This window comes from Polaribacter sp. PL03, from assembly GCF_033875165.1.
In the GTDB taxonomy this organism is placed as follows: Bacteria; Bacteroidota; Bacteroidia; order Flavobacteriales; family Flavobacteriaceae; genus Polaribacter.
The window spans coordinates 476,695-503,026 of sequence record NZ_JAWZSV010000004.1 but is presented as its reverse complement, the minus strand read 5'-3'; the positions used below and the strand labels follow the sequence as shown (position 1 = coordinate 503,026).

The following is a 26,332-nucleotide window of genomic DNA, read 5'->3' as shown; positions in this document are numbered from 1 at the left end:
AGCTATGTTAAATATTTCTAACAATCAATTAAATAAAAAAGTAGATTTAAAAAATTTTGAATCTGGTAAATATATTTTTAATAAAAATTACTATAAATCATTAAATAAATTCTTATTCGTTTTTGCTCTTTTGGGTTTTATAATTTTGTTTTTACCATGGACACAGAACATTACAAGCCAAGGATTAGTTACCACATTAACACCAGATCAAAGGCCACAAACAATTCAGTCTCAAATTCCTGGTAGAATAGAGCAATGGTTTGTTAAAGAAGGAGATTACGTAAAAAAAGGAGACACAATTCTTAGAATTTCTGAAGTAAAAAGTGATTATTTCGATAGTCGTTTAATAGAAAGAACAAATGATCAAATTAGTGCAAAATCTTCTTCTGTAAATGCATACCAAGGAAAAGTACAAGCTTTACAAAGACAAATAGTAGCTTTAAAGGAAGAACGTGGCTTAAAAATAGCACAAGCTAAAAACAAATTACTTCAATCTAAATTAAAAGTACAAAGCGATAGTATTAGTTTCGAAGCTGCTAAAACAAATTTAAAAATTGCAGAAAAACAATTTACTAGAACAGAAATACTTCAAAAAGAAGGTTTAAAAGCTGTAGTTGATGTAGAACAAAAACGTTTAAAACTTCAAGAAACACAGTCTAAATTAATTGCACAAGAAAATAAATTATTAGCTAGTAAAAATGAGATTCTAAATGCAAAATTAGAATTAACTAGAATTGGTGCAACTTATACAGATAAAATTTCTAAAGCACAAAGCGATATGTATACGGCACAATCTAGTGGTTTTGATGCAGAAGCTCAAGTTTCTAAATTAGAAAACAGCAATAGTAATTATAAAATTAGAAACGGACTTTTATATGTTACTTCTCCGCAAAATGGTTATATAAATAAAGCTTTAAAAGGCGGAATTGGAGGTACTTTTAAAGAAGGAGAATCTTTAGTTGGTATAATGCCAGAAAAATATGATTTAGCTGTAGAAACGTATGTAAGACCTATAGATTTACCATTATTACATATTGGAGAGAAAGTACGTGTTCAATTTGATGGTTGGCCTGCAATTGTGTTTTCTGGTTGGCCAAATGCTTCTTACGGAACTTATGGAGCAAGGGTAGTTGCCATAGAGAATTTTATTAGCGATAATGGAAAATACAGAGTTTTATTAGCTGCAGATGAAAAAGACAATACTTGGCCAACTGCAATTAGAGTTGGTTCTGGTGCAAGAACAATTGCACTTTTAGAAGATGTGCCAATTTGGTTCGAATTATGGAGACAGTTAAATAGCTTCCCTCCTAACTACTATCAACCAGAAGGAAGTAAAAAAGGAAAATCTGACGCAAAAAAATAGTCGCATGAAAAAATATCTAATTATTTGCTTATTATTAATTTTTTCTCAGCAGTTCGCACAAGAAAAAGTAAATAATATTATGACTTTGTCTGAGTTTTTAGGCTATGTAAAAAACTATCATCCAATTGTAAAACAAGCAAACCTTGTTATTAACACAAGTGAAGCAAAATTATTAAAGGCAAGAGGCGCTTTTGATCCAAAAATTGAGGTAGATTTTGATAAAAAACTTTTCAAAGAAAAAGAATATTACAACAAACTAAACGGTGCTTTTAAAATACCTACTTGGTACGGTGTAGAGTTTAAAGCTAACTTCGAACAAAATGATGGTGTTTTCTTAAACCCAGAAAACAATGTTCCTTTAGATGGTTTATATAGCGCTGGCATCTCTGTTTCTTTAGCTAAAGGATTGCTAAATAACAAAAGAATGGCTTCTTTAAAACAAGCAAAATTCTTTTTAAATCAAGCAAAAGAAGAACAGCAAATATTTGTAAATAAAGTACTTTACAATGCTTCTTTGTCCTATTTTAATTGGTTAAAAACATATAATGAAAAATTAGTTTATGCTTCTTTTTTAAACAATGCTAAAGTGCGTTTTAATGCAACAAAAAGAGCTTTTGAAGAAGGTGAAAAACCAGCAATAGACACTCTAGAAGCACAAATAACGTTAAATACCAGAAAGTTAAATTTAGAAAAAGGAAACATTAAACTAATAAAATCTTCTTTAGAATTATCTAATTTTTTGTGGTTGAATGAAAACACACCTATTGAATTAAAAGAACATATAGTACCAGATATTAATACATTTAACTCTATCGATAAAACGTTTAATATTGCGCTTTTTAATAACGAAAATTTTGACATTGAAAATCACCCGAAAATAAAAGCATTAGGTTTTAAAATTAAAAGTTTGGATGTAGAAAAACGTTTAAAAATAAATAATTTATTACCTAAAATAGATGTTCAGTATAATTTTATTTCTGCTAACGGAGATCAAATAAATTCTTTTAATACAAATAACTACAAGGCAGGTATTAATTTTAGCATGCCAATATTTGTAAGAAAAGAGCGTGGAGATTTAAAATTAGCAAAAATTAAACTACAAGATACTAGGTTAGAAAATAATGCTGCAAAAGTGATTATTAGAAATAAAATAAATGCAATTCAGCAAGAATTAAACTCTTACATTTTACAAAATGATTTTACTTTTAAAATAGTTAGAGATTATGACGTTTTATTAAAAGCAGAAGAGCGTAAATTCTTCTTAGGTGAAAGTTCTTTGTTCTTAGTTAATTATAGAGAAGAAAAATACATAGACTCTAAACTTAAAGCAATTACTTTAGAAAACAGTTTCTTCAAAGCTAAAGCAAGCTTATTTAAAGAAGCCGTTATTTCTATTAATTAAAATTAAGAGATACTTATTTTAAAGAAGATGGTTAGATTTTATAAGCTAATCATCTTCTTCTAGTTTAAAAAAATCATTTACAGAAATATTAAAAACTGCAGATAATTTTAAAGCCAAAACAGTAGATGGCACATATCTATTTTTTTCAATAGAGTTAATAGTTTGCCTAGAAACACCAATTTTTTTAGCCAAATCATCTTGTGTTATATCTAATATTGCACGTTGTACTTTTAAAGTGTTCTTCATCTTATTTATCTGCTCTTTTTAGCACCCAAAAAATTAGTAATTGTACTAACAACATAAAATATAAAACCTGAAAATAATTAAAACTTTCAAAGACTTTTCCTTGTTTGAAAATAAATCCTACTATAAAAATAGCAATTGGTTGAATTACAGAGTATAAAACTACCGAAATAAAAGCTACTCTGTAAGATTGAGATCTTAAACTATCCACATATTCATCTTCTATTTTTTCCTTTGATAAAGACATCACCAATAACCCAATCAATATAACACCTTGAAATACCGGTTTTATCCATATTGATTCATCCAAAAATAGCAAGAGAATCATAGCTACAAAACTTACAATGGTAATATAAAGACCTAATTTTTTATATTTATGTTTCAATTGAAATTTATTCATTTTTTTTAAATTTCTTCTTTCTTTTTCACATATCGTTTGTTTAGACATAGATTATATTTTACAATTAGACAAGTTAATTTTCTATAAAGACAAATATACTTTACATTTTATACTTTCACAACTTTTTTCACTACACTTAAATTATCTAATAATTAAACCATTTATTATGACAAATAATTCTACAAAAACAGCAACTTCATTTTGGGTAATTAGTATTATTGCTCTTCTATGGAATTTAATGGGAGTAAGTTCTTATTTATTTTATGCTTTTGTAACTGAAGAAATGGTTACAGATTTACCAGCAGAACAAAAAGCAGAAATGCTAATAGAACAACCTTCTTGGTTAACTGCTATATATGCTTTAGCTGTATTTGGTGGCTTACTAGGTTCTATTTTACTTTTAATGAGAAAAAAGATTGCTTATTACTTTCTTGTTATTTCTGCAATCTGTGCAACAATACAACAAGTATACATTTTATTAGATGTAGAATTAGAAATGTATATAATGTCAATTCTAATAATTATTGCTTGCATTTTCTTAGTGTAGTATTCAAAAAAATGTAAACAAGATGGCATTTTAGGATAGTAAAATCAATAAGAAAAAATTAATACTATAAGCTAGTTTAATTTAATATTATTCGTAAAAAGCCGCTAGAAACTCAGCAACACAAGCAGGTTTTTCTTGTCCTTTAATTTCTATAGTACAAGAAAAAGTTGCCTTTATACCATTATTAGCTAAAGCCTCAACAGCAATAACTTTAGAGATCATTCTTAATTCACTATTTACTGGAACAGGATTAGGAAAACGAACATTATTTAACCCATAATTTAACCCCATCTTTAAACTTTTAATAGTAAAAACGTCTTCTAATAATTTAGAAATCATAGAAACAGACATAAAACCATGTGCAATGGTGCTATTAAAAGGAGAATCCTTAGCAGCTCTAGCTTCATCTACATGAATCCATTGTTTATCTAATGTAGCATTCGCAAAATCGGTAATCATTTCTTGCGTAACGGTATACCAATTTCCTATTGGTATACCGTTACCAACTACTTTTTTAAAGTCTGTAATTGTATCAAAAACCAATATAATTATTTTTTAGATTTTGTAAATAAATCGCTTTGTATTTTTGGAAGCTCTAAGTGAAATCTTACAGAAATGGCTCTAATTAAAACAATAACTGCCGCAGAAATAACAAACTTAGTGTTTTCATTTACGTTAAAGTAATTCAAAATTAAATATATAATTCCACCAGCTAAACAAGCTGAAGCATAAATTTCTTTTTCGAAAATTAAAGGAATTTTATTTGTTAAAACATCACGTAAAACTCCTCCAAAAACGGCAGAAATCATGCCCATAATTAATGCTATAATTGGGTGTAAATCAAAAAAAAGTCCTTTTTTTAACCCCAATAAAGTAAACACACTAATACCAATGGTATCAAACATAAACATTGTCTTACTTAAATGTGCAATTTTACTTTTAAAAAGAAAAGTAAAAATTACAGCTGTAAGAATAACATATAAATAGTTTAGATCAGCAATCCAATTTATAGGGTGTGCATTAATTAAAACATCACGTAACATTCCGCCACCAACTGCAGTAACAAAAGCAATAATTATAACACCAAATATATCGAACTTTTTATCTAAAGCCACCAAGGCACCACTTATCGCAAAAGCGAAAGTACCTAGAATATCTATAATGTAAATTAACTTCATTACACGTCTACTTCTGTAAATTTTATATTAAGATCTCTTTGAATTTCATGAATTCTTTCAATTTCATAAGGCAAAACAAATGCAATAGAAATTCCTGTTTTACCAGCTCTAGCAGTTCTACCACTTCTGTGTGTATAGTAATCTAGTTGTTCTGGTAATTGGTGGTGAATTACAAATTCTAAATCTCTAACATCTATTCCACGAGCAGAAACATCTGTAGAAACTAAATATTGTAAGTTTTCATTTTTAAAAGCACGCATAACTTTATCACGTTCTTTCTGTTGCATATCTCCTTCTAAAGCAGCAGTAGAAAAACCTTCTTCAATTAATAAATCTGCTAAATTTTGCGCTCCGGCTTTTGTTCTACAAAAGATAATACCACGTTGTGCACCTCTTTTTTCTAGAAAAGAGATAATTTTACCTGCTTTTTCTTTAATAGTGGTTTTTACAAATTGATGTCTAATATTTTCATTTACCAAAGAATCAGGATTAATTTCAATTCTTGGCGCATTAGCATCCATATACGTTTTAACAATCTTCTTAATTTCTTCTGGCATAGTTGCAGAAAACAACCAAGTATTTCTATCGTTTTTTACAGTAAACTTTAAGATTCTATTTAAATCTTGTTTAAAGCCCATGCTCAACATCTCATCAGCTTCATCTAAAACAACAGTGTTTACATGACTAATATCTATATCTCCACGTTCTATTAAATCTATTAATCTTCCTGGTGTTGCTACAACAACATGTGTTGTTCTTTTTAGATTTCCTATTTGTCTATCTATTTTTTCTCCACCAAAAACAGCTTCAACAAAAATTTTCTCTTCGTTATACTTCGTAAATTTGAACAACTGTTTTTTAATTTGTTGTACTAATTCTCTAGTTGGCGATAAAATTAACGCCTGTATATTGTTAGATGTTGTATCTATATTATGTAAGATAGGCAAACCAAAAGCAGCAGTTTTACCTGTACCTGTTTGTGCCAACCCAATAAAATCTGTTTTAGATTGCAATAAAATAGGAATTCCTTTCTCCTGAATTTCTGAAGGTTCTGAAATACCTAATTCTTTAATCGATTGTATGTATGATGATTTTATTCCTAAGTCTGAAAAAGAAGCCATTTTGTCTCTAAATTTTGTGCAAAGATACTTTTATTTAATAGGTTGTAATACTTTTAAAACATTTTCTCTAATTCTAGATGGTTTATAAGTTTTAGCGTCTAACATTCCCCAAACAGTTTTTGCTTTTACTAGTAATAAATTGTTCTTATAAAACTCCATTAAACGTTCAGATTTAAAGCCTTTAGTTTCACCAACCCAAGTTCTAACAGTAATTACATCTCCTAAAACAGCCTGTTTTAGATACTCTATTTCGTGTTTTACAACTACCCAAATATATTCTGGCAGAGGATTATTTTTTGTTAAAAAAGCCCAATGTTCAAAAGCAACCTTATCCATCCACTCTACATAAACCACATTATTTACATGGTTTAAATCGTCTATATTTTCTGATGTTACTATTAATTTTAATTCAAAAATATCCTTCATTATTCAATTTTGTACAAATTTATAAATTTTAATAATTCTATAACAATTTATCTACTACCTTTTTACTTAATATTTACGTTCTTTGTGGTACTTCTATGAACAAACTAGCAAACGAATTAGGTACAGAAAAAATAAGTAAATTACTTCTTAAACAAGCAGTTCCTGCAACAATAGGAATTCTTGTAATGTCTTTAAACATGATTGTAGACACCATTTTTGTAGGACAATGGATTGGTGTTTTAGCCATTGCAGCAATAACCGTTGTTTTACCAATTGCTTTTTTAATTTCTTCTATAGGAATGGGAATTGGTATTGGAGGTAGCTCTATAATATCTAGAGCTTTAGGTGCAAATGATTCTAAAAAAGCGTTTTTAACATTCGGAAATCAGATTTGTTTAACTGTTATTTTAGCTATTTTATTTGTAATTCTTGGTAATATTTATAGTGTTCCAATTCTTAATCTATTTGGCGCTAAAGGAGATATTTTACCAATTGCATCAGAATATTTTGGCGTAATTATTTATGGAGTACCATTTTTAGCTTTTGCTATGATGGGAAACCCAACAATTAGAGCAGAAGGAAAACCCAAATTTGCAATGTATGCAATGATGGTTCCTGCGGTTTTAAATGTTTTATTAGATATTTTATTTATTAAGTATTTTAATTGGGGCATGTGGGGCGCAGGTTTAGCAACTTCAATTGCCTATGCAAGTTGTGGTTTATATATTTTATATTTCTTTTTATCTTCTAAAAGCGAACTAAAAATTATACCCAAAAACTTTAAACTAGACTTTAATATTGTTAAAGAAATTACACAATTAGGTGGTGTTTCTGTAGTTAGACAAGGTGCAATTAGTGTTTTAATGATTGTTTTAAATTACTCTCTTTTTACATATGGTGGCGAAATATCTATTGCCGTTTTCGGAATTATAAACAGAGTAATGATGTTTGCCTTCTCTCCTATTCTAGGCGTTTCGCAAGGATTTTTACCCGTTGCTGGTTTTAATATTGGCGCAGGAAAAAACAGTAGAGTTAAAGAAACCATTAAAAAATCTATCTATTTTGGCTCTATCATAGGAACCTTTATTTTTATAGCGGTTGCTACTTTTAAAGAAGAAATTATTTGGATTTTTACAAACGACGCAACGCTTTTAGAAAAAACGCCAAATGCCATGTTAATTGTATTTTTAGTTACACCAGTTGTAACCATGCAATTAGTTGGTTCTGCCTATTTTCAAGCAGCAGGAAAAGCAATGCCTGCGTTGTTCTTAACTCTTTTAAAACAAGGAATTTTCTTAATTCCGTTAGCCTATTTTCTACCAATTTATTTTGGTGTAAATGGCGTTTGGTGGTCTTTTCCTATTGCAGACATTTTATCTACAATAATAACAGTTGTAGTTCTAAAACGAGAAGTAAATAAAAACCTGAATTAGATTTTTTTTTGTGCGTTCCCTAAAAAGGGCGGGCTTTACACTATATCTTTTAAACAATTTTTCGAAGTTTCGAAAAACAGTTTAAAAGGATGCCGTTTCAATCCCTAACGCAAACTTTGCAAACCCAATTTACAATTCTAGAATCCCCTTTAAAAACCTATAAACGAATACTATAAAACTATTAAACGATAGATTCTCCGTTTAAATTAGTTGTTAAAATATCGCTAAACAAATTAAAAAACGGACGAAGTGCTTTAAAACTTTTATCTACTTCCTCTACAAAGTTTGGCGCTAATACTTCTGCATCAGTAAAATTTCTAGTAGCAATAAATCCTTTCTTACGTAATAAATCTACATCTGGGTGTTCTTTATCGAAACCTCTTGGAGCAGTTTTTAACTCAGAAAAACTTTCAAATTTACCACCAAAATACTTTTTATAATTTTTATCCTTTAAAATATCTTTAATTTCAGAAGCATCTAACTCTATTTCTTTTCTTAACCTTAATAAATCATCTTTACTAGGTTCCCAAAAGCCGCCGGCTAAAAAAGATTCTCCTGGTCTAATTCTTAAAAAATAACCACCTCTTAATTCTTTACCCAACCTAGAAAAAGAATTTGCAAAATGAGCTTTATAAGGTGTTTTATCTTTAGAAAAACGAACATCTCTATAAATACGCATCATTTTAGATTTCTCTATTTCATCATGCTTTTGCAAGTTAAAATTTATAGCTGCAAATACATCTTTTGCACTTTGCTGCTCTTTTAAATACGTTTCTTTATGGTCTGCAAACCAATCTCTATTATTGTTTTTCTGAAGCTCTTCAAGGTATTTAAATGTAGATTTTTGAAATTGCATTTTATTGATGTTTTAAAAGTTAAATTTACAAAATAGATTTGTAACTTCGATTTTCAAATGCATCAAAAAACAAAAGATATTCAGAAAAGATATGATGGCTTTTTGCAAACTTCTTGTTTGTGGAATGGCAATGCTATTTTCGACTTACAACATTTTAACATACCACTTAAATCATCAAAATTTAATAGTAATATTAATGAGAAATTGCGCTTAGGAAAATACATAGAACGTTTTGTTTCATTTGAATTAGCGCAACATTCATCTATAAAAATTATTTCTGAAAACATACAAATTCAGAAAGAAAAAATTACACTTGGCGAATTAGATTGTATCATTCTAAAAGAAGGTATACCAATTCATTTAGAAATTATATATAAATTCTATTTGTATGATGATTCTGTTGGGAATTCAGAAATAGATCATTTTATTGGACCAAATAGAAAAGATTCTTTAGTAGAAAAATTAACTAAGCTTAAAGAAAAACAATTACCACTTCTCTACGCTACAGAATGTGAAGCGTATTTAAAAGAGATTCAATTATCATCAGAAAAAATTGAGCAACAAGTCTATTTTAAAGCCCAGTTATTTGTTCCGTTATTAAAAAAAGATATTCAGTTATCTAAAATAAATAATAATTGTATTGTAGGTTTTTATAGTAATCTAAAGGAATTAGAACAATTTTCTGAATCTAAATTCTATATTCCTACTAAGAAAGATTGGTTGGTTTTACCACATGAAAAGGTAAATTGGTCTTCTTTTAATGAATTTAAACAAGAAACTACAGCTATTTTAGAAAGAGAGTTTTCACCACTTTGTTGGTTAAAAAAACAAAACGGAGAAATTGAGAAATTCTTTTTAGTTTGGTGGTTTTAAAAAAACAAGTTTATAAAACAAAAAAAGAGGAACTTATATAAATAAGTTCCTCTTTTTAAAATTTAGCTAATTTTAATAATTAGTTTACCTTTTTCTTTTCGTCTTTAGAAGCTTTGTTCCAAATTTTAATTTCATCATCTTTAGTAACTCCATCTAATACTTCAACATTTACACCATCAGAAGTACCTAACTTAACCGTTCTTTTTTCAAACGTACCATCAGCTATTTTTACTTCAACATAAGGCTCTTCTGTTTTTTTATCAAACTTTAATAAACCTTCTTTTATAGATAAAACACTATCTTTTTTTACTAAAACGATATCTGCATTTGCACTATAACCCGCTCTAATAAAGAATTTATTATCTAAAGAAACATCTGCTTTAATTTTAAATTGTACAGCACCACCTTCTTCAGTTCCTTTAGGAGCTATAAAGTTTAATTTTGCAGGAAACTTCTGCCCTTCGATAGCACCAATAGAAACTTCTATATCTGTACCTTTTATAAGTTTACCAACTTCAGATTCGTCTACCTTTCCTTCAAAAATCATTTTACTCATATCTGCAATAGATGCAATGGTAGTACCTGCATTAAAATTGTTCGATTGAATTACTTGATCTCCTTCTTTTACAGGGATTTCTAAAATTGTACCAGACATTTGTGCAATAATATTTGTATTTGCTGCCCCACCAGAACCTGCAGAACCTCTTTTAATGATTAAATAATCATTTTGGGCATTCTTTAAGTCTTGTTTTGCTTGGTTGTAAGATAACTCTACACCTTCATATTCTGCTCTAGCAATTACGCCTTTGTCGAATAAACTTTTACTTCTTTTGTAAGAAATTAAAGCATTATTAACTCTTAATTTAGCATTATCCACTCTACCTCTTGCACTAATTAAAGATTGCTCGTTAGGTACAACTCTTACAACTGCAATTAAGTCTCCTTTTTTAACTTTAGAACCCTCTAACAACATCACTTTATCTATAATTCCTGTTATTTGAGGCTTAATTTCAATTTCCTCTAAAGGAATTACCTTACCTGTTGCAACAGTTTTTTTAATAATGGTTGTTCTAAAAGGTGTTTCTGTTTCATATTCTACAATACTCTTTTTGTTCTTTTTACCGAACCAAACAAGTGCTGCAATAAAACACACTACAATAACTATTAAAATAATTTTTGATCTCTTACTCATGATTTCTTGTTAATTTATTTTATTCTTCTCTTAATGCTTCTATTGGTTTTACTACTGTTGCCATGTGTGCAGGAATTAATCCTATTAAGGTTCCTAACACTATTAATGTAACAAATGCGATCAATATAATTGGTATGTTTACTGTTGGGTTTATTAAAACAGCATCATCTCCTTGACCAATTGCTGCGTCTATTAAAAATAATATTAGACTTCCAAAAATAATACCTAACATACCAGCAATTGTTGTTAAAAAAACTGATTCTAATATAATTTGTTGACGAATACTTTTTGGTGTTGCTCCTAAAGCTCTTCTAATTCCTATTTCTTTTGTACGTTCTTTTACTGTAATTAATAGAATATTACCAATAGCAAAAACCCCTGCAATTAAGGTTGCAATACCTACAAACCAAGTTAAAAATTGCATTCCTACTAAAAAACCTGTAATTTTTCCTATTTCTTTTCCTAAGTTTACACTCCCAAAAGCTCTTTCATCATCTGGATGTACTTTATGAAGGCCTTTTAAAGTAAGCAAAATATCCTTTTCCATTTGCTCAATATTTGTACCCTGATTGGCAGTAATCATCATCCAATCTACTTTATTTGCAGTATTGTATACTTTTCTAAAAGTAGTAAAAGGAATATAAGCACAATCTCCGTCAAAATTTACTGTATTTGATGGTTTGTAAACACCTATAACTTTATAACTAATACTATTTATCTTAATATATTGCCCAATAGGAAACTCATCTTTATCAAACAATTGCTTGTACATATCTTCTGATATTACGGTTACTTTTGCAATTGATAAAATATCATTTTCATTTAAAAAACGACCATATAATAATTGTTTTTTCTGAATTTGATCTAAAATCGGATAATCTCCACTTACTCTAAAATCACCAGATTTAAAATCTTTAATAATTAAATTATTGGTTTGATTTCTTGGTGCTAATAATTTAATCTCTTTAGAATATTCAGAATTTAATACATCAATATCATTCATTGTTAATGTAAACCTTCTACCTTCTTGAAAACCTTTAAAAGGTGTATCTGTAGATTGTGTCCAAACAAAAACACTATTTGTTGCAAAATTACCAAACAGTTTATTAAAACTATTTTCTAATCCTCTTGCAGCCCCTAATAAAACAACTAACAAGAAAATTCCCCATAGAACACCAATAATAGTAATTGAAGTTCTCACTTTATTCTTACGGATGCTTCCGTAAATTTCTTGCCAAGTATCTGAATCGAATAAAAATTTCATAATTAATCTGCTCTTAAGGCTTCTATTGGTTTAATATTTGCTGCTCTTTTTGCTGGAACATAGCCTGCAATTAGTCCAGAAATAATTAAAACAACAGTTGCTCCAATTACTAATTCTGAACTTACACTTGGATCTTTAATAAAGTATTTTTCTTCTAAACTATTACCAATTAGACTTAAGATATATGTTCCTAAACTTAAACCTGCATAGCCTGCAATTGTAGTGATTAAAACAGATTCTTGCACAACCATTCCAACAATGGATGATGGTTTTGCGCCTAAAGCTTTTCTAATTCCGAACTCTTTAGTTCTTTCTTTAATTACAAAAATCATAATATTAGAAATACCAATAATACCTGCCACTAAAGTTCCAGAACCTATAAATATGATGATAAATAATAATGCTAAACTTACGGTATTTACAAATTGATTTGCTTCTGCCATATTTCTTACAGAAAGTGCACTTTGGTCATCTGGGTGAATGCTTAGCTTTTTACGTAAATCTCGTTCTATTTTATTTCCAAAAGCAATGGCATCATCTGTACTTAATTTTGGATTATAGCCTAAAGCTATCTGACTTATATAATCATTATTACCATACATTCCTTGTGACGTAGTTAAAGGAATAAATGCTTTTCTTTCTTCATTATCTCCACCATCATCAGAAAACACACCAATTACTAAAAAAGAACTTCCGTTTACGTTTACTCTTCTTTCTAAAGCAGGTCTTTCTCCAAATAAATCTTTCTTAATTAGTCTACCAATAACAATTACTTTAGATTTTTCTTTTAAATCTCTTTCATTTAAATATCTACCATCATCTATAATCGTTTTTTCTAAAAATTGATGATCTGGATTTACAGCCATTACACTGTATGTACTTGCTTCATTTTTATACTTAATAGAAAAATTCTTATAAATTCTTGAAGATTTATATTGAATTTTATCTTCATATTCATCTGCAATGTAATTATAGTCCTTATTTTTAAGTTGAACTCTTCTACCTGTTTGTAAACCTTTAAAAGGTTTAGAGGTTTTCCAAACTCTAACAAACATAGAATTTTGGGCGTCATCTGCAAAAGCACCTTTAAAAAAATTACCAAGGCCATTTGAAATACCAAATAATAATGTGAAAAGTAAAATTGCAAAAGCTACTGTAAAACCAGACATTACAGAACGTAACCTGTTTTTATTAATACTCTGAAAAATTTCTCTCCAACGATCTAAATCAAACATATTTATATTGCTTTTGAGGCTTTCGTATATTCATCACTAATAATAACACCGTCTTTTAAACGTACAATTCTTTTTGTCTGTTCTGCAACTTCCTCTTCATGGGTAATTACAAAAACAGTCATTCCTTCGTCATTAATATCTTTTAACAAATCCATTACAGAATCTGTTGTAGTAGAATCTAATGCTCCTGTTGGTTCATCTGCTAAAACAACCTTTGGTTTTGTTACCAAAGCTCTTGCAATTGCAACACGTTGTTTTTGTCCACCAGAAAGTTCATTTGGTAAATGGTTTGCCCAATCTTTTAAACCTACTTTTTCTAAATAATCTAAAGCAACTTTTAAACGTTCTTTTCTTGCCATACCTTTATAGTATAGTGGCAATGCAACATTTTCTAAAGCTGTTTTGTATGAGATTAAATTAAAAGATTGAAAAATAAAGCCTAAAAACTTATTTCTTAAAATAGCGGCTTTCTTTTCATTCATATCTTTTATTAGTTGGCCATTTAGAAAGTAGTTACCTTCATCATGCACATCTAATAAACCAACAATATTTAATAGAGTAGATTTCCCAGAACCAGAAGAACCCATAATAGAAACGAATTCGCCTTCTTTTATATGTAAATCTATTCCTTTTAAAACGTGTAAAGAATCTTTTCCTATTGGGTAAGATTTGTGTAATCCTTCAATTTTAATCATTGGTTGGTTATTTTAATATAAAAAGTATTTATTGCATAACAATTCAAATACAAACATAAGACGCTTCAAAATAAATTATGTTACAAGAAAATTTAAAAAACTTAAAGTATCTTTGAAATTCATAAAATTTTGAAGTTTTTAAATGATTGATATTCCTAAAAATAAGAAAGTAATTTTGTTTGATGGTATTTGTAATTTATGCAATGATGCAGTTACAAAAACAATTAAATATGATAAAAAAAACACCTTCTTGTTTGCCGCAATTCAATCTGTGGCAGGAAAAGAAATTTTAACTTATTTAAATATAGATATTAATAAAACAGACTCTATTATACTTTACGAGCCTGGTCTTTCTTATGACATTAAATCTACCGCAGCTTTAAAAATTATGAATAATTTTGGAGGACTTTGGCTACTAACAAAACTCTTATGGGTTTTTCCTGAAGATTTTAGAAACCATATTTATGATTATATAGCTAAAAACCGCTATAAATGGTTTGGAAAAAAAGATAATTGTATGATACCTACAAAAGAGTTAAAAGCAAAATTTTTAGATTAAAAAATTAGAAAATGAAATTAGAAAAAGAAATTAAGTGCGTTATTTTTGATATGGATGGCGTTATTATAGATTCTGAAGAAATTCATAAAAAAGCGTATTACGAAACCTTTAATTCTTTAAATATTAATGTTACAGAAGAATTATATAAATCGTTTACAGGTTCTTCTACAATTAACGCTTTTCAGAGATTAGTAGCTTATTTTAAGTTAGACAATAATCCTGAAGATTTAGTTTTACACAAAAGAGAACGTTATGTAAATTTCTTTGAAAATGACCCAAATTTACATTTGGTAGAAGGTGTAGAAGAAATTATTAAATACTTTTATAACAAAGGCATTACCTTAATTTTAGCTTCTTCTTCTGCTATGATAAACATAGACAGAGTTTTTAACAGATTTAATCTAAACACATATTTTGATGCAAAAATTAGTGGAGCAGATTTAAAAGAATCTAAACCACATCCAGAAATTTTTAACAAAGCAGCAATTTTAGGAAAAACACCTAAAGAAAACTGTATTGTAATTGAAGATTCTGATAACGGAATTAAAGCTGCAAATGATGCTAGTATCTTTGTTTTTGGCTTTGCAAATAAACTTTCTGAAGGACAAACATTAGAACATGCAGATGCTGTTATTCACGAATTTAAAGAACTAAAAAAAATCATCTAAAAACGACTACGTAATCGTAATATTTTAAAAGTTTATTTATTTAATAATAAACTTCTTACTTACCTTTGCTGCGTGAAAAAACAAATTAGAATATTAAGTGTATTTATTTTAACAGCTATCTATTGCGCTGCAATTGGTTCTGTAAATGCAGCTCTTAATTATTCTAATTTTAGTGAAGATACTTCTATATCAAAAGAAAAAGTTTTTACAGCAATTTCTGTAGATATTTTTTCTGAAGCGATACAACCAGAAAGTTCGGTAAATAATTACAATAATTTACCAACACAAGGGTTTAAAAATTCTTTTAATGAGTTTTGGGGAATATTAAAAACTACTGAAAATTTATTTTTAACGCGGTTTTCTCAATACACAAATACCTCTATAAATTTTCTGATTCTTCATCGGAAAAAAGACCTTATTTTCCCTTTTCATTACTTTTGGTAACATTTTTTAGTAGTCTATAATTTAACATATGACTTCGTTATTTTTAAAGACTTTACAATACTTGTAAGGTAAAATATAATATCCAAAAAACTAAAAATGAATTTAGGTAATACTATAGTAATAGCTGTAATTTCAGCTATCTGCATTGTTCCGTTTTTATTAATGAGACAAAATAGAAAAAAGAAAGAAAAACAAATGCTAGCTAATTTAGCAGGAATAGCTAATGAAAATAATTGTGAAATTAATAACCATGAATTTTGTGGCGATTTTATAATTTCTGAAGACAAAAATTTAGATTTTATTTTCTTTTTTAAACAAAAAAAAGAAGAAAACATTTTAAAATTTGTAAATCTAAATGAGGTTAAAAACTGTAGCGTTTTTAAGGATATAAAAACTTTTAAAAACGGAAATGGAAACGAAAGTATAATTGAAAAAGTGATGCTTAATTTTATTGCAAAGGATAAAAATAAACCTGATATAAATTTTGAATTCTATTGTGAAGAGAACACACAATTAAGCGGAGAAATTCAATTAGCAGATAGCTGGTCTAAAAAAATAAACAATCGTCTTAAAGTAATTAATAATTAAAAGAAAAAAGCCTTATGTAAATAACATAAGGCTTCTTTTTATAAAAAATAAGTAACTTATTTTATTTTGTAATTTCAACAACTTCAAGATCAAAAATAAGATCTTTACCTGCTAAAGGATGGTTACCATCTATAACAATACTTTCATCTTTTACTTCTACAACCATTAAGTTAATTTCCTGACCTTCTGGAGATTTAGAAACAAGTCCCATACCTACTTTTGGCTCCATATCTTGTGGAAGTTCAGTTTTCTTAACTTCTTGAATTAAATCGTTGTTAACTTCTCCATAAGCTTCTTCTTTAACAATAGTAATTGTTTTCTTTTCACTTACCTTCATATCCATTAAACCTTTTTCGAAACCAGGTATTAATCTTCCTTCTCCTAAAGTAAATTCTACTGGCTCTTTTCCTTCAGATGTATCAAAAATTTGTCCGTTAGATAATTTACCTGTATAATGTACTTTTACTGTATTGTTTTCTTTTACTTGACTCATACTATATTTATTTAATTTGAAAAAAACAGTTTTTACATAATTCTTACGCAAAAAATATTTTAATTTAAACTTACACTTTTACAACCGCCAAAACCAAGCCAAAAAATAAAAACCTCTATTTTAAAGATATGTGATGTTTAAATTAAACATTTATAATCCTTAGAAACTAAGCTGTATCGCTCTTATAACAGCAAATAAGAAACTTTTCTTTTTTTTGAAAATAATATTAGCTCGCAAATTGTTATACGCAACTTTGTCAGTTTCAATTAGAGCTTATGACAAATTTGTAAAAATAAGTCATATTTCTTAGTATTAAAATTATGAATATTATCAACTTTTACAAAAAAATATAGCTTAACTAATTGTTCTTTTAATATTAATTAATATCAAAAATTAAGTGTTCTTACTATAAATATTCTTAATAATTATTGGTTTTGTTGCAGATTTTGCAAGTCTAAAACAAGAACTTATAATAGAAAAGCAACAAGCACGAGACAACTCTTTTGTTTTAAGTAAATTGCAGTTTCATTTAAAGGAGGTTTTTAAACACCTTTAATTAAGTCTAAAATAATATCTTTACAGTTCTATAATACTCTTTATTTTAGAGATTTTTTTTAGATTTATTTCAATAAAAATATTAACAATAAAACATAGAATGCAAACTACTAAACTAAGCGCTAACAGTATACTACCACTTACCTGCTCTAGAGCCGGAACTTGTTGTTTTGGTAAAGCTGTAATGCTAAATCCTTGGGAATTATTTAGCTTCAGTAAAGAGAAAAAAGTTACGCCTAGAGAATTTAGAGATTTGTACACAGATTTTGGTGGTATTCGATTAACTTTTAACGGTAAAGAAGATAAAAAAGGACAAAAAGCTTGCAGTCAATATATAGATAATGTTGGTTGTAGCGTACATCAAGGTCGTCCATTGGCATGTCGTTTATACCCGTTAGGTAGACAAATACAATTCGACAAAGCACATTATATTTATGAAGGAAAACAGTTTCCTTGTTTAACAGACTGCGCAGAAGTTTTAGAATTACCAAAACTTAGTGTTGGTGAATATTTAAAAGGTCAAGGAGCTAATCCGTTTGAAAAAGCACAAGATGAATATTTAATTATGATGCAAAATATAGCTGACATAGCTTTTGAGTTATTGTTAGATTCTGGTTTGGCTGCTTCTGGTGATACTAAAACATTAGCTACTTGGAGAGAAATGGGTAACGAACTTCCAGAAAATTTAGCGCATAGAATTGGTAAGGATTGGGTAGACAGTTTAATGGTTCCTGAAATAAAAGATGAAGTTGAAAATCCTACTTCTTTTGCACAAAAACATAATAATTTACTACAATTAAAAGCTCAAAAAGAATTTGAAAACATACAAACACACCAAGAACTTCATGAAGCTTCTATATTAATTATGGGTGTTGCATTGCATTTATCTAGAGGCTTAGGAGCAGACACTAAAGGAATAGCAGAACATTGGATTGATATTGCTAAAAGCAATGGAGCCAAAGAATAATTTAACTTCTTCTTTATTTACTACAAAGAAATATAGCAATAATTTAAAAACTTATAAAAAAAAATGAATAAGCCCAAGTTAATTACTTGGGCTTCTTTACATACAAACCTACCTAGTATCTTAGTAATTACGTATTAAAATAATTACAAAAAGGTGTTTTTGATTACTACTTTTTTAATCCAAAAAAGTTAATTTAGCTTTTAAGGTTTCATATAGAATAACTACTATTATTTTTGATTAAAAAAATGGTTGATAACTTGTATTGTAAACTTTATAAGTTAAAAAGAGAAAAGAAAATGAAAATATTGCACACCGCCGATTGGCATTTAGGGCATAGATTGCACGAACAATCTCAGTTTGAAGAACAATCTTTATTTTTAAATTGGATTGAAACCTATATCATAGAACAAAAAATTGATGTGCTTTTAATTTCTGGTGATATTTTTGACACCGGTTCACCGTCTAACCAAAGCTTAGAAATGTATTACAGTTTTTTGGTGAAACTAAATGGAACTACTTGTAAATCTATTATTATTACCGGCGGAAACCATGATTCTCCTGGAACTTTAAATGCACCAAAACATATCTTAGATGCTTTGTCTATAAAAGTAGTTGGTAAAGCAACCGAAAATATAGAAGATGAGGTTTTCGAAATTGGTATTAATAACCAAAAAGTAATTATTGCAGCGGTGCCATATTTACGCGATGGCGATATTAGACGTGCCGTTGCCGGTGAAACTTTTGATGAGTTAACAGATAAATACAAAACGGCATTAATTAACCATTATGCATCTGCCGCAGCACAATGTAAACAAATAAACACTAGCAGCGCACCTGTTATTGCTATGGGACATTTGTTTGCAACTGGAGGAACGATTTCTGATAGTGAACAAAATATTTATGTAGGAACTTTAGGGCATATTGGCGCAGAAGATTTTCCAACTTATTTCGATTATATTGCTTTAGGTCATTTACACAGACCGCAAATAATTGGTGGAAACGAGAAAGTCCGTTATTCTGGTTCACCAAATGTTTTAAGCTTTAGTGAAATTAATTATGATAAAAAAGTAATTATTTTATCCGTAGAGAACAATAAAATTACTGAAATAAAAGACGACATAATTCCTAATTTTAGGGAATTTTATAAGCTTACCGGTAACTTGCAAGAATGTATAGACGCTTTTCCTAGTATTACTTCTAATCCGTATAATTTAAAACCTTGGGTAGAAATTGCTTTAAAGGAAGACAATACCGTAAATACAGACGATTTAAAATCTGAAGCAGCACAATATCCTTTTGAAATATTAAAAATAGGATTGAAAAATCAGCGTAAAATTAAAGGAATTGAAGAGTTGTTAGAAAACACAAAATCGATTAAAGAATTATTGCCAACAGAAGTTTTTAAATTAAAATGTAAAGAAATGGATTATGATTTAGAAAAAAGACCCGAAGTTTGGGATGCTTTTAATGAAGTTTTACAATCCGTTAAAAACCAATAAGGCAGCTTCTCTATGAAAATTTTAAAGATAGAATTACAAAACATAAACTCCTTAAAATCGGATATTCCTATTGTTATCGATTTTGATAATGAACAATTTAAAGATGTTGGTTTATATGCAATTACAGGTTCTACTGGTGCAGGAAAAACAACAATTTTAGATGCTATAACTATTGCTTTATATCATAATGTACCACGTTTTAACGGATCTAAAGGTACATTGCTAGATGTTGTAAGTCATGGTGCATATGATGCTTTTAGTAGAGTTACTTTTAAAAATGATAATAACATATATGAGGCTTTTTGGGGAATTAGAATTGCTGATAAAAACGGGAAAGCATATAAAAATCCTAAAGAGGAAGTTAGTTTAAAAAACTTAACTACAGATGCCATTTTAGCTACTCAAAAGCGGAATTTAATTACAGAAATAGTTGCTGTTACTCAATTAGATTACAATCAATTTTTAAGATCTGTAATGTTAGCGCAAGGTGAATTTGCTTCGTTTTTAACAGCAAAAGGTCCTGAAAAAGGAAAATTGTTAGAACAAATTACGGGTGAGCAGATTTATAAAAAAATTGGACAAGGAATTTTAGACAGAAAATCAAAAGAAGAAAATACCTTAAAAGAAATTGAATCTAAAATTAATGCAGATGATGTTTTAACCGAAGACGCTAAAGTTGAATTAAAACAACAAGATAAATTTTTAGATACAGAAATTATTAAAACTGAAAAAGATTTAACAACAACCCAAGTAATTGTAAATTGGTATGTTCAATATCGAGAATTGGTCGTTAAATCAGATACTCTAGAACAAAACACTAAAACTTTAGATGTTTTTATAGAGAAACATAAACCTGAATTAGATTTATTAGCTTTAAATGAAAAAGCGGAACCTTTTAAAGAAATAACTCAGAATTTAAACAGAACAGAAAAAGAGACTATTGCTAAAGAAAATCAATTAAAAACAATTGAAAAAGAGCTAACCACACTAAAGCCTCAAATTGTAAATTTAGAAACTATTACAAAGAATGAAGATGCAGAAATAGTACTTTCTGAAAAAGAATTTTCTGCTTGGTCAACTAAATTCGATGTCGTTACAAAAATAGATAGCGAATTAGAAAGTGAAAAAGAAACCAAACAGAATGAATCAAAAAAACTTACAGAATTAAATCTTCAAATTGAAGCTTTAAAAGTTAATCAACATAAATTAAATAAAGATTTAGGTGAAACAACATCAAAGATTAAAGTTGATGAAATTTTTATTTCTGAAAATAAGTTTTTAAAAGAAGTTACATTAGAAATCTCTGATTGGACTACCGGTTTAACCACCTTAAAAGGCCATAAAGAAATACTAAATGCGAGTGTTTTATCTGTAAAAGAAAAAAAAGCTGCAATTTCTAATACTACAGAAATCTTAAAAATAAACAATGAACTACTTCTAAAAAGAGTAGCTGATGTTACCAAGATTGATAAAGAAATTGAAACGATTAACTTAGCTATCGAAAAAAATAATTTAACTAATTTATTAGCTAAAAAAGACAAACTTCTTATTGCTGAATCTAACTGGAAACAATTTAAAGCGTTTGCAGATCAACATAAAAAAGCTGCAGATACAAAGGCAACTTTATTAGAAAACAAAAAATCTTACACCTTAGATTTAGAAGTAATAAGAAAACAAATAGCAGGCTTAAAAAAGGATATTGAAATTCAAGAAAAAGCGGTTACAGATGCTTCTAAAATTTTAGATTTAGAAAAAAGCGTTGCCAAATATGAAACTGATCGTCAGTACTTAATTACCGGAGAACCTTGTGGTTTATGTGGTTCTAAAGAACATCCGTTTACGGAACATGTAACAGAAATTAATATTTCCAAATCTGAATTAGAACTTCATAATAGAAAAGAAAAACTACAATTATTAATCAATTCTAAAACTGCTTTAGATAAAAACGAGGTTCAACTAAACACAAATATAGATAGTTTAACAAAGCAATTAAATACACTTATTTCTGAGTTAAATGTAATTGAAACCAACGTAAAACAGCTAAATATTTCTTGTGAATTAAATAATATCTCTAAAATTAATATTGAGTTAAATACCATAATTACACAACTTAAAGACTTAAATAGCAATGTAACGGTTGCACAACAATTACAAGTTGATAAAGATAAATTATCAAAAAATATTGAAGTCGAAAAACAAGAGGTTCAAACCTTAAAAACAACAGTGGCTACTCTTGTAGAAAAAAACAAAAATGCCAAAGTAGATATTGACCAAAGTGAAAAAACAATAGACAAAGTCTCTAAAGTTTGTACAGATTTAGAAACTGATTTAAAAACAAAACTATCTAGATTTACTTATCAAGTACCATCTACCGAAAACACCAATAGTTTTATTAAAAAAATTGAAGAAAAAATTTCAACTTTTAATAAAACACAGAAGAATTTAGACACTTTAGGGGCAGAAATTAAAGTAATAGACACAAAGCTAGACAATGATAAAAAACAATTAGAAACCTTTTCTAAAAAACAAACTGAATCTAGTAAAACCATTAGTGATTCTGGAATAAAATATGAGCAACTAAAAACCCAACGAATTGCAATTTTACCAATTGATATTACTGTAGAAAGTAAAAGAAATAGTTTACAAGCATTAAGAAATAAACTTAATGACAAAGCGAAATTGAGTAAAATTGGTTTGCAAAAATTACTAGATGCAAAAAATAGACAAGAGGCTTTAAAGCTAGAAAATAATAAATCTCAAAGAGAGTTAACTAATTTATTAAATACTCTAAAAGCTTCTTTAGAATTACAATTAAAAGACAGTAATTTCAATTCGAAACAAGCCATTGAATCTGCTTTATTGTCTGCTGAAGAGAAAGCAAAATTCACAACCAATAAAGAGCGTATAAGAGAGAATGAACTCAAAATAAAAACTTTAAAAGAAGAAAATATAAAAGCAAAAGAAGACTTAAATAAGTCTAAAACCTTTGAAACTTCTGAAATAGAAAGCAAACAAAATTTAGATTCTTTAAAAACAAAAAAAGATGGTTTTTTAACTGAAAAAGGAAAAATATTTCAGGCATTTAAAAAAGACAAAGAAATAAGAGACCGTAATACAGAAGTCTATAAAAAAATAGATGCACAAGCAGAAATTTGTAAAGTTTGGAAAGAGCTCTTCAAAATTACAGGAAATTCTAAAGATGCTTTTAATGTCTATGTACAGCGTTTAACATTAAGGCATTTATTAGACCTTGCCAATGTGCATCTGTATAAATTAAACAAGCGATATTCTTTAAAAATGGAAGAATCGTATAAGCCAAAAGAAGAACTTAATTTTAATTTGATAGACCATTATCAAACCGATCAGGCAAGATTGGTAGATACTTCTAGTGGTGGAGAAAAGTTTATTATTAGTTTAGCATTGGCATTAGGATTGTCTGACTTAGCAAGTAAAAATGTAAAAATAGATTCTCTATTTATAGATGAAGGTTTTGGTACTTTAGACAGTAATACCTTAGAAACCGTAATTTCTACTCTAGAAACCTTACAATCTCAAGGTAAAATGATTGGAATTATATCTCATGTAGAAAACTTAAAAGAACGCATTCCTACTCAAATTCAAATTACGAAGAAAAGTAACGGTGTTAGTACAGTAGAAATAATTTAAAAAAACAGCTAAAAAAACTCAAGTGTTTAACTTGAGTTTTTTTTTAATAGTAATTATAAGTTCTTATTATTTTAACCAATCATTTTTTTTAAAATTGAATACGCTTTCTTTTCTATAATATCTACAGTACCATCAGCAAAAAAAACTTGCTTAACATCTCTTAACAAAGTTTCTTTTTCATCTTCAGTAAAATGATTCTCTGAAACGAAATATTGAATTTTGTTTAAATTATCTTCATCTGAATCTACAACAACTTCTGTGTGAATTCTATGAAATGTTTTTTCATCAACTTTGGTACGAATATACTTTTGTTCTGCAATATCTTCTACATGATTGCAATGTGCAGCATATAAAAGTACATAAGCTTCAAACTCTTTTTTAGTCCAATCTAAATTCATAATTTATAGTGCTATTGGTAAATTATCTGTACTTCCCCATTCTGTCCAAGATCCATCATAAACTGCAACATTTTTAATATTTAAAATTGCTGCTCCTAATGCTAAAATTGCTGCTGTAATACCAGAACCACATGTAAAAATTATTTCATTTTTATCTTTTAAACTACTAAAAACCTTTACTAAATCAGATTCTGTTTTCATTTTTCCGTTTAGCAAAACCTCTTCAAAAGGCAAACTTATAGCGTTAGGAATGTGGCCACTTTTTAAATCTTTTCGTGGTTCAGGAGCTGTTCCTAAAAACCTGCCATTAGAACGAGCATCAACAATTAATACCTTTTTATTTTCTATAGATATTAATACGTCTTTTGTATACTTTAACTTTTCTGGCTTATAATTTACTTTAAAATTTCCGTTTTTTTGCTGATGTATCTTTGGTATTTCTATAGGAAAACCTTTCAATTTCCATTCTGGAAAACCTCCATTTAAAACAACTATATTTTTAAAACCCATTAATTGAAACATCCACCAAACTCTGGGTGAGGAATAAATTCCTAAATCGTCATAACAGACCAAAACAGTATCTTTGTTAATACCTAATTCTTGTGCCTTAATTTCAAATTCTTCTGGTGATAAAACAGTATTAGGTAATGCTGCATTTTTATCAGAAAAACTATTTTTTATATCAAAAAAAACGGCTCCTTTAATTTGTGTCTTTTCTTCTATAATTAATGTGTTAGAAGTTACTTTTGGTATGGTACAATCTAAAACAACAATGTTGTCATCATTTAGATGATTGTACAACCAATCTACAGAAACTAAAGGTTTGTTTATTTTTAAAGACATTACTTATGCTCTTAATATATCTTACTTAACGTCATCATAATTATCGTCCCAGTTTTTTGCTTTTGGGTTGTCTTTTAATTTCCCCAAAGATTTAGCAACAATCATAGAAACAGTTGCATCACCTGTAACATTTACAGTAGTTCTCATCATATCTAAAGGTCTATCTACTGCAAAAATTAATGCCAACCCTATTGGTAATAATTCTTCTGGAAAACCAATAGATTCTAATACAATTACTAACATAACCATACCTGCACTTGGTACTGCTGCAGAACCAATAGAAGCTAATAATGCTGTTAAAACAATTACTAATTGATTAGAAAACGTTAAGCCTTCTGGCCAAATTACTTGCATAATAAATACAGCTGCAATTGCTTGATACAGACTTGTCCCATCCATATTTATAGTTGCACCAACAGGTAAAACAAAACCAGAAACCTCTTTGTCTACGCCTAAATGCTCTTCTACTCTTTCCATAGTTACTGGCAATGTTGCCGCACTAGAACTTGTAGAGAATGCTAATAATTGTGCTGGACTTATTTGTTTTAAAAACCATAATGGTGATTTTTTTGTATAAACACTAATTAAGATTAGATAGAAACCAATCATTAAAATTAAACCTCCAACTACACAAACGGCATATACTAATAGTTTTAAAAGAATTTCTGTATCATCAAAAGCTATTATTACGTTTGATAGCAATGCAAAAACGGCATAAGGTGCAAAAAGCATAATTAAATCTACCATTTTCATTACCATTTCATTTAATGAATCAAAGAAATCTACTAATGGTTTTGCTTTTTTCTCTGGAATTAATAACAAAGAAATACCTACAAACATTGCAAAAAAGATAATTTGCAACATACTTGCATTTGCAAATGATTGAAAAATATTACTTGGAAAAATATCTATAACTGCTTGTAATGGTCCTGCATCATTTTGCGCAGTTGCTTTTGCTAATTTATCTGTAACACCAGAAGATGTTTCATATTTAGATTTAATTTTATCAATAGTTTCAGCAGACATTCCTTCACCTGGCTTTACTATATTGACTATTGCTAAACCAATAATAATTGCAATTAAAGTTGTACCTATATATATAGAGATGGTTCTTAAACCCATTTTTTTAATTTTAGAAATATCTTTTAAATCTGATATTCCTTTAATTAATGAGGCTAAAATTAATGGTACTGCAATTAATTTTAAAAGATTTATAAATATGGTTCCAAATGGCTTTATCCAATCTGTTACAAAGCCTTTTCCGCCATCAATAGTATTCATTATAAAACCAAAAACAATACCAAGTACCATTCCTATTAAAATTTTCCAATGTAATGCTAGTTTCTTCATTTATTTATTTAATTATTACAATTTTGACAAGATAAAAAAAAAATAAAAATTTAGGTGACTTTATTTGTATATTG

27 protein-coding genes are annotated in these 26,332 nt (G+C 28.3%); 12 read left to right on the top strand and 15 right to left on the bottom strand.

Annotated features, from left to right (window positions below; translation table 11 throughout):
• Positions 1 to 4 precede the first annotated feature (4 nt).
• Positions 5 to 1,363, top strand: coding sequence for an HlyD family secretion protein (locus SHK09_RS10960; RefSeq protein WP_319810820.1), 1,359 nt, complete (start codon positions 5 to 7; stop codon positions 1,361 to 1,363).
• A 4-nt stretch (positions 1,364 to 1,367) separates the two neighbouring features.
• Complete coding sequence (locus SHK09_RS10955; protein WP_319810819.1) at positions 1,368 to 2,765, top strand: TolC family protein; 1,398 nt, start codon at positions 1,368 to 1,370, stop codon at positions 2,763 to 2,765.
• A gap of 45 nt (positions 2,766 to 2,810) precedes the next feature.
• On the opposite strand, the gene SHK09_RS10950 is transcribed toward SHK09_RS10955, so the two are convergent.
• The gene (locus SHK09_RS10950) at positions 2,811 to 3,011 is read right to left on the bottom strand and encodes a helix-turn-helix transcriptional regulator (protein ID WP_319810818.1); all 201 of its coding nucleotides are present in this window, start codon (positions 3,009 to 3,011) and stop codon (positions 2,811 to 2,813) included.
• Position 3,012: 1 nt separating this feature from the next.
• Positions 3,013 to 3,456, bottom strand: coding sequence for a hypothetical protein (locus tag SHK09_RS10945; RefSeq protein WP_319810817.1), 444 nt, complete (start codon positions 3,454 to 3,456; stop codon positions 3,013 to 3,015).
• A gap of 118 nt (positions 3,457 to 3,574) precedes the next feature.
• On the opposite strand from SHK09_RS10945, the gene SHK09_RS10940 reads away from it, so the two are divergent.
• Positions 3,575 to 3,955 (top strand): hypothetical protein, encoded by a 381-nt coding sequence (locus SHK09_RS10940; RefSeq protein ID WP_319810816.1) that lies wholly within the window; start codon positions 3,575 to 3,577, stop codon positions 3,953 to 3,955.
• An 87-nt stretch (positions 3,956 to 4,042) separates the two neighbouring features.
• On the opposite strand, the gene SHK09_RS10935 is transcribed toward SHK09_RS10940, so the two are convergent.
• From SHK09_RS10935 to SHK09_RS10920, 4 genes are read right to left on the bottom strand one after another with little or no spacing between them, the layout of a single operon-like run.
• On the bottom strand, positions 4,043 to 4,498 hold the full coding sequence (locus SHK09_RS10935) for a MaoC family dehydratase (protein WP_319810815.1): 456 nt from the start codon (positions 4,496 to 4,498) through the stop codon (positions 4,043 to 4,045).
• A gap of 5 nt (positions 4,499 to 4,503) precedes the next feature.
• Positions 4,504 to 5,133, bottom strand: a complete 630-nt coding sequence (locus tag SHK09_RS10930) for a trimeric intracellular cation channel family protein (protein ID WP_319810814.1) — start codon at positions 5,131 to 5,133, stop codon at positions 4,504 to 4,506.
• A complete protein-coding gene (locus SHK09_RS10925) occupies positions 5,133 to 6,254 on the bottom strand; it encodes a DEAD/DEAH box helicase (protein ID WP_319810813.1) in 1,122 nt (373 codons plus the stop codon). The genes SHK09_RS10930 and SHK09_RS10925 overlap by 1 nt, the downstream gene beginning before the upstream one ends.
• A gap of 30 nt (positions 6,255 to 6,284) precedes the next feature.
• Positions 6,285 to 6,680, bottom strand: coding sequence for a thioesterase family protein (locus SHK09_RS10920; RefSeq protein WP_319810812.1), 396 nt, complete (start codon positions 6,678 to 6,680; stop codon positions 6,285 to 6,287).
• A 95-nt stretch (positions 6,681 to 6,775) separates the two neighbouring features.
• Between SHK09_RS10920 and SHK09_RS10915 the strand changes: the two genes are divergently transcribed.
• Positions 6,776 to 8,113, top strand: coding sequence for an MATE family efflux transporter (locus tag SHK09_RS10915; RefSeq protein WP_319810811.1), 1,338 nt, complete (start codon positions 6,776 to 6,778; stop codon positions 8,111 to 8,113).
• A gap of 181 nt (positions 8,114 to 8,294) precedes the next feature.
• On the opposite strand, the gene SHK09_RS10910 is transcribed toward SHK09_RS10915, so the two are convergent.
• Positions 8,295 to 8,969: a DUF2461 domain-containing protein gene (locus SHK09_RS10910; RefSeq protein WP_319810810.1), complete on the bottom strand. Its 675-nt coding sequence runs from the start codon at positions 8,967 to 8,969 to the stop codon at positions 8,295 to 8,297.
• Positions 8,970 to 9,026: 57 nt separating this feature from the next.
• Here SHK09_RS10910 and SHK09_RS10905 point away from each other — a divergent pair, with 57 nt between their 5' ends.
• Complete coding sequence (locus tag SHK09_RS10905) at positions 9,027 to 9,842, top strand: DUF1853 family protein (RefSeq protein ID WP_319810809.1); 816 nt, start codon at positions 9,027 to 9,029, stop codon at positions 9,840 to 9,842.
• A gap of 79 nt (positions 9,843 to 9,921) precedes the next feature.
• Here the strand turns inward: SHK09_RS10905 and SHK09_RS10900 are convergent, their stop codons facing one another.
• Genes SHK09_RS10900 through SHK09_RS10885 form a run of 4 tightly spaced genes read right to left on the bottom strand, consistent with a single transcriptional unit; the run spans position 9,922 to position 14,228 of the window.
• Positions 9,922 to 11,034: an efflux RND transporter periplasmic adaptor subunit gene (locus SHK09_RS10900; protein WP_319810808.1), complete on the bottom strand. Its 1,113-nt coding sequence runs from the start codon at positions 11,032 to 11,034 to the stop codon at positions 9,922 to 9,924.
• 19 nt (positions 11,035 to 11,053) lie between these two features.
• Positions 11,054 to 12,298 (bottom strand): ABC transporter permease, encoded by a 1,245-nt coding sequence (locus SHK09_RS10895; protein ID WP_319810807.1) that lies wholly within the window; start codon positions 12,296 to 12,298, stop codon positions 11,054 to 11,056.
• Between the two features lie 2 nt (positions 12,299 to 12,300).
• Positions 12,301 to 13,533 carry an ABC transporter permease gene (locus SHK09_RS10890; protein WP_319810806.1) on the bottom strand — a complete coding sequence of 411 codons (1,233 nt, stop codon included), beginning with the start codon at positions 13,531 to 13,533 and terminating at the stop codon, positions 12,301 to 12,303.
• Positions 13,534 to 13,535: 2 nt separating this feature from the next.
• The gene (locus SHK09_RS10885; RefSeq protein WP_319810805.1) at positions 13,536 to 14,228 is read right to left on the bottom strand and encodes an ABC transporter ATP-binding protein; all 693 of its coding nucleotides are present in this window, start codon (positions 14,226 to 14,228) and stop codon (positions 13,536 to 13,538) included.
• A 142-nt stretch (positions 14,229 to 14,370) separates the two neighbouring features.
• Between SHK09_RS10885 and SHK09_RS10880 the strand changes: the two genes are divergently transcribed.
• The 4 genes from SHK09_RS10880 to SHK09_RS10865 all read left to right on the top strand — a co-directional run bounded on the left by SHK09_RS10880 (position 14,371) and on the right by SHK09_RS10865 (position 16,487).
• Positions 14,371 to 14,787: a thiol-disulfide oxidoreductase DCC family protein gene (locus SHK09_RS10880; RefSeq protein ID WP_319810804.1), complete on the top strand. Its 417-nt coding sequence runs from the start codon at positions 14,371 to 14,373 to the stop codon at positions 14,785 to 14,787.
• An 11-nt stretch (positions 14,788 to 14,798) separates the two neighbouring features.
• A complete protein-coding gene (locus SHK09_RS10875) occupies positions 14,799 to 15,455 on the top strand; it encodes an HAD family phosphatase (protein WP_319810803.1) in 657 nt (218 codons plus the stop codon).
• Between the two features lie 72 nt (positions 15,456 to 15,527).
• Positions 15,528 to 15,899, top strand: a complete 372-nt coding sequence (locus tag SHK09_RS10870; RefSeq protein WP_319810802.1) for a hypothetical protein — start codon at positions 15,528 to 15,530, stop codon at positions 15,897 to 15,899.
• A gap of 96 nt (positions 15,900 to 15,995) precedes the next feature.
• The gene (locus SHK09_RS10865; protein WP_319810801.1) at positions 15,996 to 16,487 is read left to right on the top strand and encodes a hypothetical protein; all 492 of its coding nucleotides are present in this window, start codon (positions 15,996 to 15,998) and stop codon (positions 16,485 to 16,487) included.
• A 61-nt stretch (positions 16,488 to 16,548) separates the two neighbouring features.
• On the opposite strand, the gene SHK09_RS10860 is transcribed toward SHK09_RS10865, so the two are convergent.
• Entirely contained in the window at positions 16,549 to 16,980 is a 432-nt protein-coding gene (locus tag SHK09_RS10860; protein ID WP_319810800.1) for a peptidylprolyl isomerase, read from the bottom strand.
• 655 nt (positions 16,981 to 17,635) lie between these two features.
• On the opposite strand from SHK09_RS10860, the gene SHK09_RS10855 reads away from it, so the two are divergent.
• The 3 genes from SHK09_RS10855 (at position 17,636) to SHK09_RS10845 (ending at position 23,667) form a co-directional block, all read left to right on the top strand.
• Positions 17,636 to 18,502, top strand: a complete 867-nt coding sequence (locus SHK09_RS10855) for a YkgJ family cysteine cluster protein (RefSeq protein WP_319810799.1) — start codon at positions 17,636 to 17,638, stop codon at positions 18,500 to 18,502.
• Positions 18,503 to 18,798: 296 nt separating this feature from the next.
• Positions 18,799 to 20,001 carry an exonuclease subunit SbcD gene (gene sbcD, locus SHK09_RS10850; protein ID WP_319810798.1) on the top strand — a complete coding sequence of 401 codons (1,203 nt, stop codon included), beginning with the start codon at positions 18,799 to 18,801 and terminating at the stop codon, positions 19,999 to 20,001.
• Positions 20,002 to 20,013: 12 nt separating this feature from the next.
• Entirely contained in the window at positions 20,014 to 23,667 is a 3,654-nt protein-coding gene (locus SHK09_RS10845; protein WP_319810797.1) for an AAA family ATPase, read from the top strand.
• Positions 23,668 to 23,738: 71 nt separating this feature from the next.
• Here the strand turns inward: SHK09_RS10845 and SHK09_RS10840 are convergent, their stop codons facing one another.
• Genes SHK09_RS10840 through SHK09_RS10830 form a run of 3 tightly spaced genes read right to left on the bottom strand, consistent with a single transcriptional unit; the run spans position 23,739 to position 26,258 of the window.
• Positions 23,739 to 24,065: a hypothetical protein gene (locus tag SHK09_RS10840; RefSeq protein WP_319810796.1), complete on the bottom strand. Its 327-nt coding sequence runs from the start codon at positions 24,063 to 24,065 to the stop codon at positions 23,739 to 23,741.
• Positions 24,066 to 24,068: 3 nt separating this feature from the next.
• Positions 24,069 to 24,908: a sulfurtransferase gene (locus tag SHK09_RS10835; protein WP_319810795.1), complete on the bottom strand. Its 840-nt coding sequence runs from the start codon at positions 24,906 to 24,908 to the stop codon at positions 24,069 to 24,071.
• A gap of 21 nt (positions 24,909 to 24,929) precedes the next feature.
• Positions 24,930 to 26,258 (bottom strand): dicarboxylate/amino acid:cation symporter, encoded by a 1,329-nt coding sequence (locus SHK09_RS10830; RefSeq protein WP_319810794.1) that lies wholly within the window; start codon positions 26,256 to 26,258, stop codon positions 24,930 to 24,932.
• Positions 26,259 to 26,332 lie beyond the last annotated feature (74 nt).